A 14122-nucleotide genomic window follows, 5' to 3' on the forward strand; every position below is an offset into this window, starting at 1 on the left:
ACTTTGATTTTGGATTATAAATTTTAAAAATTATGGACGAAGAGGTTAAATTTATTTTGGACACTACCAAAGAAAGCATGGATGCGAGCATTACCCACTTGGAAAAAGCGTTGGTTAAAATTCGTGCAGGTAAAGCAAGTCCAATGATGCTCTCCACGGTAATGGTGGAATACTATGGCTCCCAAACCCCACTCTCCCAAGTATCCAACATCAACACCCCAGATGCGAGGACCATTTCCGTGCAACCATGGGAAAAAAATCTTTTGGGCGAAATTGAAACGGCCATTATGAACGCCAATTTGGGCTTTAACCCCATGAACAACGGAGAAATGGTAATCATCAACGTCCCACCACTGACAGAGGAACGACGTGTACAATTGGTTAAACAGGCCAAAGCAGAAGCAGAAGATGCCAAAGTAAGTGTGAGAAGTGCCAGACAGGATGCCAACAAAGAACTTAAAGCCTTGGATATATCCGAAGATTTGTTGAGCAATGCCGAGGTGGATGTTCAAGAACTTACCGATTCCTACAGCAAAAAAATAGATACTATTTTGGCCAACAAGGAAGCTGAAATCATGAAGGTATAAAACCCCAATATTGATTCTACTGTTTCCTAGGAACACAGCTTATCATTTTCTACCTTTGCGCCCAACAAAACCCAAATGGTAGCAAAGCTCACTAAAGGATTTTGGCCTAAGGTCTCACGTATTATTCTTCGCAATAGAATTCTCATTCTCATTGCCATTGTCGGGTTCACCGTTTTTTTGGCCCTACAATGGAAAAACATGCAGTTTTCCAATACCGAGGCCAATATTCTTCCAGATGACCATCCTGCTACCGTAGAATACAATGCTTTTACCAAGGTTTTTGGGGAAGAAGGCAATGCCATTGTAATAGCCGTTCGGGATTCCGCGCTGTTCACCCCTACAAACTTCAACCGTTGGAACAAACTCAGCAAGCAATTGGAAGCTTTTCCGGAAATTGATTTTGTGGTTTCCACGGACAATCTTCGGGTATTGGTAAAAGATAATGAAGCACAGGCTTTTGTTATGGAGCCCTTCATCAAAAATTCGCCCAAGACCCAAAAAGAGGTGGACACCCTTATCAACCACCTTTTCAATGAGCTTCCGTTTTACGACAATTTAGTCTACAACCCAAAAAGCGGCACCATACAAACTGTTGCTTATTTGGATAAGGACATTATGAATACCGAGGTTCGGAACCAGTTTATTTTGAATGATCTTGGTGATTTGGTAAAAGGATTTGAAGAAGAAACCCAGCTGGATGTGCACGTCTCCGGAATGCCATACATAAGAACTTGGAACACCAAATCCATTGTGGACGAAATTGGAGTTTTCATTTTGGCGGCCCTTTTGGTTACTTCTCTGATATTCTTCTTCTTTTTCAGAAGCTTTAGAGCCACTTTCATTTCCATGTGCGTTGTTATTATTGGTGTGATGTGGGCCTTTGGATTTTTGGGACTATTAAAATACGAGGTCACCATTCTAACCGCATTGATTCCGCCATTGATCATTGTAATTGGAATACCCAACTGCATATTCCTTATCAATAAATATCAACAAGAGGTCAAAAAACACGGAAACCAAGCACTGTCCCTGCAACGGGTCATTTCTAAAATTGGCAACGCCACCTTAATGACCAATATTACCACAGCCTCTGGATTTGCGACGTTCATTATTTTGGATAGCGACCTGCTCAAAGAATTTGGCATTGTCGCCTCCATCAACATTGTGGGCATTTTTATCCTTTCCCTATTGATTATCCCCATCATATACAGTTTCATGCCGCTTCCCAAGACCAAGCACTTGAAACATCTCAACAAAAAGTGGATTGACTTTTTTGTGAACCGCATGGAAAGTATTGTCCGAAACCATAGAATTGCGGTCTATCTGGTCACTGTTGGGGTTTTGGTTTTGAGCATCATCGGCATTTATCAAATAAAAATTACAGGGAGCAGGATTGAAGACCTTCCCAAAAACACTCACTTTTTTAAGGACATCCGTTTTTTCGAACAAGAGTTTGATGGAATCATGCCCATGGAAATTGTTGTGGATACCGAACGTAAAAATGGGGTCATTAAACCCGCTACCCTAAAACGGATGGACCAATTGGGGACGGTTATCAATGAGATTCCCGAACTTTCCAGACCCTTATCCGTAGTGGATTTGATCAAATACTCGAAGCAGGCCTTTTACAATGGTATTCCAAAATATTACCAACTGCCCACATCACAAGAGAATACGTTTATCATGGATGTGGCTCGAAAATCGTCCAGCGATGGAGACCTTTTAAAAAGTTTCGTGGACAGTACTGGACAAACAGGCCGTTTAACCACCTACATGCGAGATGTAAAGATTGACCGCATGGAGGAAATTGAAGAGGATGTACAACAGGCCATCAACAAGTTTTTTCCTTCGGAGCGTTTTAAGGTTTTTATGACCGGAAAGGCACTTTTATTTTTAAAGGGGACCAAATATTTGGTCAAAAATCTTTTGTTGTCCCTTGCTTTGGCCATCGGTTTGATTTCCATTTTTATGGCCTACTTGTTTCGCTCATTCCGAATGGTGATTATCTCTTTGGTACCCAATTTACTCCCGTTGGTCATCACCGCAGGTGTAATGGGTTATTTGGGCGTTCCAATTAAACCTTCCACCATTTTGGTGTTCAGTATCGCTTTTGGCATTTCAGTGGACGACACCATTCACTTTCTGGCCAAATATAGGCAGGAACTGGCCGCCCATAAGTGGCATATTAAGCGCTCAGTATATGCCGCTCTGCGCGAAACCGGGGTAAGTATGTTCTATACCTCCATTGTGCTTTTCTTTGGCTTTTCAGTATTCATTATCTCCAGTTTTGGAGGCACAAAGGCACTGGGTGGGCTAGTATCTGCAACCCTTCTGTTTGCCATGCTTTCCAATTTGATTTTACTACCGTCACTGCTCTTATCCTTGGAACGGAGTATTGCGAACAAACAGGTCCTCAAAGAACCCCAAATCGATATTTTGCCACAGGAAGAGGACAACCTCAAGGACAAATAATCCTAGGGAATGCCATAAATATGGCAAATCCATTGCCCTCATTTTTTATCAAAAACCTATCTTTACCCATTAAATTACGATAGCTTGACAATGACATCTTATTCCATAAAAGAATTGCTGGAAAAGCAGCCCGTAGGAGAACCTGTTGTAGTAAATGGATGGGTAAAAACATTTAGGAGTAACCGATTTATAGCCTTGAACGACGGCTCAACCCTGCACAATATTCAATGTGTGGTGGATTTTGAAAATTTGGATGAAACCATCCTTAAACAAATAACCACAGGTGCAGCCCTAAAAATATCTGGTACGCTGGAAGAAAGTCAAGGTAAGGGACAAAGTGTGGAGATTCAGGCAACCGATATTTTTGTTCATGGTACCGCCGATCCAGAAACCTATCCCATTCAACCAAAAAAGCACTCTTTGGAATTTTTGCGTGAAAAGGCACATTTGCGGGTACGGACAAATACATTTTCAGCTGTAATGCGTGTTCGTTCAGCATTGTCTTTTGCCATTCACAGTTATTTTCAGCAAAATGGATTCTATTATTTCCATGCCCCCATCATCACTGGGTCCGATGCCGAAGGGGCTGGTGAGATGTTTCAGGTGACCACTTTGGATGCCAAAAACCCTCCCCTTGACGAGCAAGGCAATGTGGATTATTCCGAGGATTTTTTTGGAAAAGAAACCAACCTGACTGTTTCAGGGCAGTTGGAGGCCGAGACCTATGCCATGGGCTTGGGGAAAGTATACACCTTTGGTCCAACCTTTAGGGCGGAGAACTCCAACACATCAAGACACTTGGCCGAATTTTGGATGATTGAACCTGAAATGGCCTTTTATGATTTGGATGCCAATATGGACTTGGCGGAAGACTTCATTAAATGGATCATTCAATACGTTTTGGACAACTGTAAAGATGATCTTGACTTTTTAGAAAAACGTTTATTGGATGAGGAAAAAACCAAACCTCAAAATGAGCGTTCCGAGATGAACTTGACGGAGAAGTTGAAATTTGTGGTCGAAAACAATTTTAAACGAGTTACCTATACGGAGGCCATCGATATTTTACGAAACAGCAAGCCCAACAAAAAGAAAAAATTCCAATACCCTATTGATGAATGGGGTGCTGACCTACAGAGCGAACACGAACGCTTTTTGGTGGAAAAACACTTTAAATGCCCTGTGATCCTTTTTGATTACCCAGCCAACATCAAGGCGTTTTACATGCGCCTGAACGAGGACGGAAAAACGGTACGGGCCATGGATGTTCTTTTCCCTGGTATTGGAGAAATTGTTGGGGGGTCCCAACGTGAGGAACGTCTGGATGTACTTCAACAAAAAATCAAGGCGTTGAACATTGATGAGAAAGAACTCTGGTGGTATTTAGACCTAAGACGTTTTGGAACGGCTGTGCACAGTGGATTTGGACTTGGCTTTGAACGTATGGTCCAATTTGCCACGGGCATGGGCAACATTAGGGACGTAATCCCCTACCCTAGAACACCGCAGAATGCGGAGTTTTAATTGGATTTCTTAAATTTATAAGAAGGACGATTGTAAATCAATCTGTATGCTGAAACAACATCTACAGTTTAAGCTCTCCCAAAAACTGTCTCCACAGCAGATTCAGCTCATGAAGCTCATTCAATTGCCTACACAGGCTTTTGAGCAACGCTTGAAACAAGAGTTGGAAGAAAATCCTGCATTGGAAAGTGGAAAGGCGGAGAGCGATACTATGGATGATCCTTACGAGGACAGCTATGATGATTCAGCGGATAACGAGACCATTTCTGCGGAAGACATCAATATTGATGACTACCTAAGTGATGACGAAGTCCCGGATTACCGAACCCAGACCAGCAATTACAGTCCAGATGATGACGAAAAGAGCATTCCGTATGCTGCAGGGATTTCTTTTAACCAGTATTTGATCAATCAGCTAAACACGGTGTATTTGGATGATGAAGAGTGGGCCATTGCCGAATTTTTAGTGGGCAGCGTGGATGAGAGTGGGTACATCCGACGACCTATTGCGGACATCATGGACGATTTGGCCTTTACACAGAACATTTATGTGGAGAAGGAAAAGATTGAGTCCGTATTGAAGGTAGTGCAGGAGTTGGACCCGCCAGGTGTTGGTGCAAGGTCGCTGGATGAATGCCTCATCATTCAATTAAAGCGAAAGGAACAAAAACCTGCTGTGGAACTGGCCATAACCATTTTGGAGAAGTCTTTTGACCAATTCACCAAGAAACATTATTCAAAGCTTATTCAAAAGCACCACATTAGCGAAGACGAGCTTAAAGAAGCTATTACGGAAATAGAACGGTTGAATCCCAAACCAGGTGGCTCGTATTCTGGCAACACCCGCATGATTGAGCATATCGTTCCCGATTTTTCAATTAAAATTGTGGATGGGGAACTGGAACTCTCCCTTAACGGAAGAAATGCTCCAGAGCTGCATGTTTCCAAGGAATACAGCAACATGCTTCAGGGGTATAAGAATGCCAAGGAAAAATCCAAATCGCAAAAGGACACCGTACTCTTCATCAAGCAAAAATTGGACGCGGCCAAATGGTTCATTGATGCCATTAAGCAACGTCAGCAGACACTCTTTGTAACCATGAGTGCCATCATGAACTATCAGAAGGAATACTTCATGACTGGTGATGAGCGAAAATTGCGCCCTATGATCTTAAAAGATATAGCGGATGAAATTGATATGGATGTCTCCACAGTTTCACGCGTGGCCAACAGCAAGTATGTAGACACACCTTATGGCACTAAACTTATAAAAGACTACTTCTCCGAGGCCATGAAAAATGAGCAAGGTGAAGATGTATCCACAAAAGAAATCAAGAAAATACTGGAAACCGTTATCAAGGATGAGCAAAAGCGAAAACCTCTAACGGATGATAAGTTGGCCAAAATTCTGAAGGAACGTGGCTACCCAATAGCTCGGAGAACCGTAGCCAAGTATCGGGAACAATTGGGAATTCCCGTGGCAAGGCTAAGAAAGGAAATCTAATGCGCCATCTATTCAACATTGTATCTTACCTCTTCCACCCTTTGTTTATACCCATTGGAGGCACCATTCTCTATTTTATAGTGGCGCCATATAGTACATTGGAGATACAAAGCGGCAACATTCTCCCCATTTTCATACTAACGGTCATCATTCCGATTATCTTTTTTTTGATTTTGAAGAATCTAGGCGTCATTCACTCTATATTTTTGCCCACCATTGAAGAACGAAAATACCCCCTTTATATTAGCTGTATTTTATTTTTGATGATTCTGTATAAGGTCATTCCCAATAATTACGTACATGAACTTTTTTACTTTTTTACAGGGCTTTTAACGGCTACCGCAACCGCACTTATTCTTTTATTCTTAAAATTTAAGACCAGCATGCACCTTTTGGGTATGGGAAGCATTTTAATGTTCATGGTTGGGCTCAGCATACATTTTGAAGTGAATATTACGCTGGCCATAAGTCTCTTTGTACTGTTTACGGGGTTGGTAACAACTTCTAGACTCTACTTAAAGGCACATAATAGAGCGGAGCTGTTTATTGGTTTCCTGATTGGCTGTTGCTCACAACTGATTATTTTGAAGTATTGGCTATAGGATATAGAAAATAACGCCAATACGCAACACATTTAAATCGAGCGATTCTCCAGATTGGAGATCGGTGCCATTTTCCAACAAAGGATTAAGACCATAATAGGCATGCACGTTCCAAGTATTATAGCCAAAACTTAGGATAAGGCCGTATTGAAATTCATTGATATCAGGATTGGAGAATGCCATGGTACCATCTTCCATTACCGTGCGCGATCTGCCCGAAAAGACATAACCCAATTTGGCTCCGGCATAGATTCGCCAAAACCTATATTCTTCAGCAGTGGAGGTACGCCACCTGAATTCAAAAGGCAGCTCAAGGGAATGGGTTCCCAGTTTATTTCTATTGAACTCGGAGGTATTCAACACTTCGTACGTAAGCTCATCACCACTTTGGGCGGCTACCACATTGCTGTAGTAAGAATTTACCGCATACCCCAAACCAATGCCAATGCCAAAGTTCCGTCTTACATTCAAGGGAATATCCTTGATAAAGCCCAATTGTAGATTGTACGATAAGTTTCTCTGAACCGCATCAGTAGGCTTGTTCAGCAGCAAGTTATATCCAAAGCCAATATAAAACTGGTCTTCGAGATATCTAGAGAATTTCCCGTCATCCAATTCCAACGAATCTGATTGGGCTTTGAGATGCAACGAAGCCAACATCACTAGAAACACTATGAAATATCGCGACACTTTATGAACCATTTCAAATTTTAAACAAAAAACGCTCCAAATTAGTATTTGGAGCGTTTCCCACTAAATCTAAGCTATTGCCTACTGTAGATTGTTAAAAGCATTGCCTTCATAGGTCGTATAATTAACCTTTAGGGCATTTACCTTTCTCAATTCCTGTTTAATGTCAGTGATAAGACCCATATTGGCATTCTTATCAACCTTAAGTGCAGTAGTCAATACGTTTTGAAGCTCTTGAGGCTTTTTTGCACGCTCAGCCAAAATATAGGACCCTACTTCGTCCACTTTGGCGAACTTATCGTTCAACTGAATCCTTGGTTCCGTTCCAAAAACCTTTTGGTATTCTTGGGTCGGCTTACCAACATAGATATAAATCACACGATCTTTCTTCTCCAATTTCTTTATCTCACTTGCATTGGGAAGTGTATTTTCAACCAACAACGAACTATCTTTCATAGTGGTCACTGTCATAAAGAAGAACAACAACATAAAAACAATATCGGGCAATGAAGCCGTGGATACCGCAGGTAAATCACCTTCCTTCTTTTTATTAAACTTGGCCATACTGAATTATAGTTTTAATTAGTTGATGTTTCTGCTTCTGAAAGCTTTTGTGGAAACATATCTTGAACACGCTTCACTTTATCCTTCAAATCATCCCGAACGGATGAAGGTGTTTCAGGATTAAGGTACTCCGCTTCCATTTTGGTAAAATCCTGACCATACAATCTTTGTGCTTCACGATTACGAAGATCGTTATAGGCCCCCACCAATTCATTCTGAACTGTAATATAGGTGCTATACTTTGTCTCCCTATCATTCTTCAAAGAGATAATGGCCTTACTAGGGTTGTCCGAGGAAGCCTGATCTTTCTTTCCTTTGCAATAGGTACATGACCCATCGGCATTATTTTCAAGAAACGCAACTGCAGCTTCTCTCAAATTTTCCAATTTCATCAGGTTATCCTCTACAAGCAACTGTCCATTTTTGTTGATGTTCACCGTAAAAATGTTCTTCTGCTTTATGATAACGTCTTCTTCTGGCGGCTCAATGGGCGGTAACATACGATCCAATCCTGCATCTGTTTCAATGGTTGTGGTAACCAAGAAAAAGATAAGCAGCAAGAACGCGATGTCTGCCATGGAACCGGCATTAACCTCCGGGGCTCCTTTTCTTCTAGGCATAATTCAACTTTTTACTTAACAAACATTCTTTTCAAGCCTGGAAAAATCATTAGAACTACCGCAACGGCAGTAAGGATAAAAAATACATTCAATCCCATTCCAATGTTTTTTACAGTTCCTTCCGTAGTTTCAATACCCCTTTGGGACATTGTTTCAACCACAGCCATGTTATTTGAAGAAAGGCCATATGAAATGGCTACAACAATAGCCAATCCACCAAGGGCAAAAAGGGCCTTCTTTATACTACCCGGTGTGGTGAACAGTTTTGAAAGTCCAAAAAACAGTGCAGTCACAACCGCGATCGCCAACAATAGGTACATGATAATGAACATAAAGTTCATGGCACCACTGTTGATGGCATCTGGGTCATCAGCTGATGGCAAGGAGAACCAAAGAACGGCTGCTACCAACCCGATGACAATGAGTATTATTTTTATAATCTTATTCATGATTCTCGATAGTTTTTGATTCGTAAATTACTTCTTGTGGGCTGCCAACATATCAATCAAGGCAATGGAAGAATCTTCCATGTCGTTTACGATACTATCGATTTTAGCAATGATATAGTTATAGAAAATCTGTAGGATAATAGCTGTAATCAAACCAAATACTGTAGTCAATAACGCCACCTGAATATCACCAGCAATCAAAGAGGCACTCAAGTTACCTACAGCAGCAATTTTCTGGAAGGCCGCGATCATACCGATTACCGTACCCATGAACCCAAGCATGGGCGCAATGGCGATGAACAAAGACAACCAAGAAACGTTTTTCTCCAATTGTCCCATTTGAACACCTCCGTAGGCAACAACAGCTTTTTCAGCAGACTCCAATCCTTCACCTGCTCTATCCAAACCTTGGTAATAGATGGAGGCAACGGGTCCTTTTGTGTTTCTACATACTTCTTTGGCAGCTTCTACACCACCGGAAGCCAAGGCGTCTTCAACCTGTTGCTTCAATTTAGCGGTATTGGTGGTCGCCAAATTCAAATAGATTATTCTTTCAATAGCAACTGCCAACCCCAAGATCAAACAAAGAAGTACAATTCCCATAAAGGCAGGACCTCCTTGGATAAATTGCTCTTTCAATACTTGGGTGAAACTTGGACTGGCCGCTTCTTCTTGCAACATTGCTGCAGATGCAGTTGTAGTTCCCAAAACAAACATTCCGGCAGCAGCCAGAGTAAAGGTTACTTTTTTCATTTTTCTTAAACTTAAATTTAGTTAGTTAATAATGTTAAAGATATAAAATTTTTGTAATTGTAAAACTAAAATACCTAGCAGAGAGGAAGGGATTCGAACCCTCGATACACTTTTGGTGTATACACACTTTCCAGGCGTGCGCCTTCGACCACTCGGCCACCTCTCTAATTCCTTTCTTGGGCCGACCAATAAACAAAAAAATAATCAGTTATAGAAATTTGAGGCGTTAATTTTACACCATCTCACCACGGAGTGGTGTTTCAAAAATTGTCTTGAACAACTTATCCGAGACACCTGTTCCCAAAAGGTACATTACCTTGGCAATTGCAGCTTCGGTTGTAATGTCCTTTCCATTAATAAGTTGCATTTCCCTGAGCTTTTCACTGGTCTCATAATGCCCCATGGAAACACTCCCTCCAGAGCATTGGGTTACGTTAATTATGTGCAGACCACTTTTTACGGCATTTTTTAATTCTTGTAAAAACCATTCGTCCATTGGTGCATTCCCTGCACCGTACGTTTCCAAAACCAAGGCTTTCAATTCAGGAATGTTCAAAACAGATTTGAGTACATTTTGGTTCAATCCCGGGAACAACTTTAAGATGGCCACACGGTCATTCATTTTTTTATGCACTTGAAGCTTTTTGTTTCGCTGTGGCCGGCTCAACAAATTGGCATGATGTACTTTTAGGTGCACTCCCGATTCCAACAAAGGCGGATGGTTGAGTGAAGCAAAAGCCTCAAAATGTTCTGCATTGATTTTGGTGGTCCGATTCCCACGATAGAGCTTATACTCAAAATACAGTCCCACTTCCTGTACTACAGGCTTACCTTTTTCTTTTAGCGATGCAATTTCAATGGAAGTAATCAGATTCTCTTTTGCATCCGTGCGCAAATCTCCAATGGGCAATTGCGATCCCGTAAAAATGACCGGTTTGTCCAGGTTTTCCAGCATGAAACTTAGTGCCGATGCAGAATAACTCATGGTGTCGCTGCCGTGAAGCACCACAAACCCATCAAACGCCTCGTAGTTTTCTTCAATTAGGGAAGCAATCAACGCCCAGTATTTCGGATTCATTTTAGAGGAATCAATCGGTTCCTTAAAAGACACTCCCCTTAGAACACAATCCAATTGGTTCAATTCTGGGATGTTCTTAACCAACTCGTCAAAATTGAAAGCTTTAAGTGCACCGGTCTTATAATCTTTTACCATTCCAATGGTCCCTCCGGTATAGATGAGCAGTATGTTGGTTTTTTGTTTCATGGTTTAGATTCCGAATACTTCCTTTGAGTTATCAGTAGTGATTTGTGCAATAGCTTCTTCCGAAATATGATATAGTGCAGAAAGCTTTTCCAGCACTCTACCAATATAGGCACTTTCATTGCGTTTTCCACGATAGGGCGTTGGGGCCAAATAAGGGGAGTCCGTTTCTAGAACAATGTGTTTTAGGTCGATTTGGTCTATAAACTGGTCTATTTTACCATTTTTAAAGGTGACCACACCACCAATGCCCAATTTCATATTGTAGGATAGGGCCTTATGGGCCTGTTCCAAGGTTCCCGTAAAGCAATGGAAAATCCCAAAAAGGTCCTCTCCTTTTTCCTGCTCTAAGATCTCAAAAATTTCATCGAACGCATCCCTGCAATGAATCACAATGGGCAATTTATACTTTTTTGCCAACCGAATCTGATATACAAACGCTTCTTGCTGCTGCTTCAAAAAGGTTTTATCCCAATATAGGTCGATGCCGATTTCTCCCACTGCATAAAACTTCCGTTTGGATAGCCATTCTTCCACTTGGGTCAGTTCTTCCTTATAGTTTTCCTTGACATGGGTGGGATGCAAGCCCATCATTAAAAAGACATTATTGGGATAGTTGGATTCCAACTCTAACATGGACTGCGTGTAGGAGGAATCAATAGCAGGAACGAAGAAACGCTCCACGCCAGCATCGAAGGCACGTTGCATCATTGCTTTCTGGTCCTTTTCAAAAGCTTCGCTATAGAGATGGGTATGGGTATCGGTGATCATCATATCGCAAAAATAGGTTTATCTTAGAGGTTGCAAAACTTTTAAACACCCCTAAAGTCCCCTCAAGGGGACAGTTTATATATGACATCACTTAAAAAGTTTCTCAAATCAAAAAACTACACCAAGATTTCCATGGTGTTCACCGAGACCAACCACTTTGAAGTCGTGGCCAAAATCAATGGGGTTACAGGCAGATTTATTCTGGATACCGGTGCTTCCAATACCTGCATTGGAATGGACAAAATAGATGTGTTCCAAATGCTTTCGGAAACCTCCGACATTAAAGCCGCTGGTGCCGGGGCAACCGAAATGGAAACCTTGGTATCTACCAAAAACAAAATCCAAATTGGAGATTGGAAAAGGAGTAGACAAAAAATTGTACTTTTTGACCTCTCCCATGTAAACGAAGCACTCACTTCCCACAATGCTCTTCCGGTTGATGGGATTATTGGAGCAGATATCCTTAAAAAAGGAAAAGCAGTGATTGATTACAGCAAAAAATCCCTTTATCTAAAATAAGGTGGTGTTTTAATCCAATCGCATTTCAAAAAAACAAACATCTGCATTTTCATAATGGGAGGGTAAATCTGAAGTGTTCTTGAGCCTCCTAATTCCCAAAAACTCGAACCCGCATTTGGTATAATGTTCTATTAGACGGTCATTTTTTCCGCATGTGTCCATCCGAACAAATGTTTTACCCCTATCCTTGGCAAAGCCAATAGACCAGTCTAGAATTCTTTGAACAAAATTGTTTCCTCTAAAATTGGGGTTAGTGGCAATTCTATGAATATATATAGATGAATTGTTTTCGTCTTCTTCCCAAATTTGTGGGTCGCTGTAAGTAATAGCCCAAACACAAGCTATGTTTTCATCAATCAATAATTTGAACTGCCTATTATCCTTGATTTCAGATAAAACCAATTCTTCACTAAACTCTGGCCACTGATTTTCGGGAAATTTTACTTTCTGAAAATTGGTAGCCAGACGATATAGTCTAAAAATCTCAGGAATATCATTTTCGTTGCTATTGGCAATCCGCATCGATTCCTTGTCTTAATTTGAATGGGTTTACTTCTAGTTCCACCCAAGAGCTATTGAATGTTATAACTCCAACGCCTTCTTCACGTTGCCGTCCATCAACAATTCTTCTGGACTTTCCAATGCTTCTTTTACAGCCACCAAGAACCCAACGGATTCTTTTCCATCAATGATTCGGTGATCGTAAGACAAGGCCACATACATAACAGGAGCAATGGCAATGGCACCATCCCTAACAATTGGGCGTTCCACAATGTTGTGCATGCCCAAGATGCCACTTTGCGGCGGGTTGATGATTGGCGTGGACAGCATGGAACCAAATACCCCACCATTGGAAATGGTAAAAGTACCTCCGGTCATTTCATCCACAGTAATCTGTCCATCCCTGGCACGGAGTGCCAATCGTTTTACCTCAGCCTCAATACCACGGAAGGTCAAGTTTTCTGCATTTCGGATAACGGGAACCATCAAACCTTTAGGCCCAGAAACAGCAATACTGATATCACAGAAATCGTACGAAATCATTTCTTTGCCATCAATCATAGAGTTAACGGCAGGATACATTTGCAAGGCGCGGATTACCGCTTTGGTAAAGAAGGACATGAAGCCCAAACCAACACCATGTTTTTCTTTGAACTCTTCTTTGAATTGATTACGCAATTCAAAAATAGCCGACATGTCCACTTCATTAAAGGTGGTCAACATGGCGGTTTCGTTCTTTGCAGCTACCAAACGCTCTGCCACTTTTCTACGCAACATGGACAGTTTGGAGCGTGACTCACCTCGATTCCCACCAGTTGGCGTACCCATGGATGGAACCGCTTTTACAGCATCTTCCTTCGTGATTCTTCCGTCTCTTCCAGAGCCGGAAACAGATGAGGGCTCAATTCCTTTTTCATCCAAAATCTTCTTGGCCGCTGGAGAAGGCGTCCCCGAAGCATAGGTTTCCTTTTTGGGTTCCTCCTTTTTTGGTGTTTCTTTCTTAGGTTCTTCTTTTTTGGGCTCTTCTTTCTTTTCAGCTTTTGGGGCATCGCCCTCGGGCTTTTCTGCACTGGTATCAATAAGGCATACCACCTCACCAACGGCCACGGCATCCCCAACTTCAGCTTTAAGGGTAATTATTCCGCTTTCCTCCGCCGGAAGTTCCAATGTAGCCTTGTCTGAGTCCACCTCAGCGATGGCTTGATCCTTTTCCACATAATCGCCATCTTCAACCAACCACTCGGCTATTTCAACCTCTGTAATGGATTCCCCAGGTGAGGGAACTTTCATTTCTAAAACCATTCT

The 14122-nt window shown here is 41.6% G+C and carries 15 protein-coding genes and 1 tRNA gene; 6 read left to right on the top strand and 10 right to left on the bottom strand.

The window, feature by feature from the left end:
* Positions 1-32: 32 nt before the first annotated feature.
* The 5 genes from frr to ACFOWS_RS01705 all read left to right on the top strand — a co-directional run bounded on the left by frr (position 33) and on the right by ACFOWS_RS01705 (position 6689).
* Positions 33-587, top strand: coding sequence for a ribosome recycling factor (gene frr / locus ACFOWS_RS01685; RefSeq protein ID WP_379762195.1), 555 nt, complete (start codon positions 33-35; stop codon positions 585-587).
* 75 nt (positions 588-662) lie between these two features.
* Positions 663-3059 (top strand): efflux RND transporter permease subunit, encoded by a 2397-nt coding sequence (locus ACFOWS_RS01690; RefSeq protein WP_379762197.1) that lies wholly within the window; start codon positions 663-665, stop codon positions 3057-3059.
* Positions 3060-3149: 90 nt separating this feature from the next.
* The gene (gene asnS / locus ACFOWS_RS01695) at positions 3150-4583 is read left to right on the top strand and encodes an asparagine--tRNA ligase (RefSeq protein WP_379762323.1); all 1434 of its coding nucleotides are present in this window, start codon (positions 3150-3152) and stop codon (positions 4581-4583) included.
* 46 nt (positions 4584-4629) lie between these two features.
* On the top strand, positions 4630-6087 hold the full coding sequence (gene rpoN / locus ACFOWS_RS01700) for an RNA polymerase factor sigma-54 (RefSeq protein ID WP_379762199.1): 1458 nt from the start codon (positions 4630-4632) through the stop codon (positions 6085-6087).
* Entirely contained in the window at positions 6087-6689 is a 603-nt protein-coding gene (locus tag ACFOWS_RS01705) for a hypothetical protein (protein WP_366585136.1), read from the top strand. The genes rpoN and ACFOWS_RS01705 overlap by 1 nt, the downstream gene beginning before the upstream one ends.
* Here the strand turns inward: ACFOWS_RS01705 and ACFOWS_RS01710 are convergent.
* From ACFOWS_RS01710 to ACFOWS_RS01745, 8 genes are all read right to left on the bottom strand, one after another.
* The gene (locus ACFOWS_RS01710; RefSeq protein ID WP_379762201.1) at positions 6684-7391 is read right to left on the bottom strand and encodes a porin family protein; all 708 of its coding nucleotides are present in this window, start codon (positions 7389-7391) and stop codon (positions 6684-6686) included. The two genes, ACFOWS_RS01705 and ACFOWS_RS01710, sit on opposite strands and share 6 nt — an antisense overlap.
* 69 nt (positions 7392-7460) lie before the next feature.
* Positions 7461-7943, bottom strand: a complete 483-nt coding sequence (locus ACFOWS_RS01715; RefSeq protein WP_366585140.1) for an ExbD/TolR family protein — start codon at positions 7941-7943, stop codon at positions 7461-7463.
* Between the two features lie 14 nt (positions 7944-7957).
* Positions 7958-8563: an ExbD/TolR family protein gene (locus ACFOWS_RS01720; protein ID WP_366585142.1), complete on the bottom strand. Its 606-nt coding sequence runs from the start codon at positions 8561-8563 to the stop codon at positions 7958-7960.
* 11 nt (positions 8564-8574) lie between these two features.
* Positions 8575-9012, bottom strand: a complete 438-nt coding sequence (locus ACFOWS_RS01725; RefSeq protein WP_366585144.1) for a hypothetical protein — start codon at positions 9010-9012, stop codon at positions 8575-8577.
* A 27-nt stretch (positions 9013-9039) separates the two neighbouring features.
* Complete coding sequence (locus tag ACFOWS_RS01730) at positions 9040-9765, bottom strand: MotA/TolQ/ExbB proton channel family protein (protein WP_366585146.1); 726 nt, start codon at positions 9763-9765, stop codon at positions 9040-9042.
* A 78-nt stretch (positions 9766-9843) separates the two neighbouring features.
* Positions 9844-9931, bottom strand: a tRNA-Ser gene (locus tag ACFOWS_RS01735).
* A gap of 66 nt (positions 9932-9997) precedes the next feature.
* Entirely contained in the window at positions 9998-11029 is a 1032-nt protein-coding gene (locus ACFOWS_RS01740) for an asparaginase (protein WP_379762204.1), read from the bottom strand.
* Between the two features lie 3 nt (positions 11030-11032).
* A complete protein-coding gene (locus ACFOWS_RS01745) occupies positions 11033-11800 on the bottom strand; it encodes a TatD family hydrolase (RefSeq protein WP_379762205.1) in 768 nt (255 codons plus the stop codon).
* Positions 11801-11878: 78 nt separating this feature from the next.
* Here ACFOWS_RS01745 and ACFOWS_RS01750 point away from each other — a divergent pair, with 78 nt between their 5' ends.
* A complete protein-coding gene (locus ACFOWS_RS01750; protein ID WP_379762206.1) occupies positions 11879-12316 on the top strand; it encodes a retropepsin-like aspartic protease in 438 nt (145 codons plus the stop codon).
* 9 nt (positions 12317-12325) lie between these two features.
* Here ACFOWS_RS01750 and ACFOWS_RS01755 read toward each other — a convergent pair whose 3' ends face one another.
* Both ACFOWS_RS01755 and odhB read right to left on the bottom strand, forming a co-directional pair.
* The gene (locus tag ACFOWS_RS01755; protein ID WP_379762207.1) at positions 12326-12838 is read right to left on the bottom strand and encodes a GNAT family N-acetyltransferase; all 513 of its coding nucleotides are present in this window, start codon (positions 12836-12838) and stop codon (positions 12326-12328) included.
* Between the two features lie 60 nt (positions 12839-12898).
* Positions 12899-14119, bottom strand: coding sequence for a 2-oxoglutarate dehydrogenase complex dihydrolipoyllysine-residue succinyltransferase (odhB, locus tag ACFOWS_RS01760; RefSeq protein ID WP_366585158.1), 1221 nt, complete (start codon positions 14117-14119; stop codon positions 12899-12901).
* Between the last annotated feature and the right edge of the window lie 3 nt (positions 14120-14122).

Origin of the sequence: Flagellimonas marina (assembly GCF_042651185.1) — a bacterium.
Classification (GTDB): domain Bacteria; phylum Bacteroidota; class Bacteroidia; order Flavobacteriales; family Flavobacteriaceae; genus Flagellimonas; species Flagellimonas marina.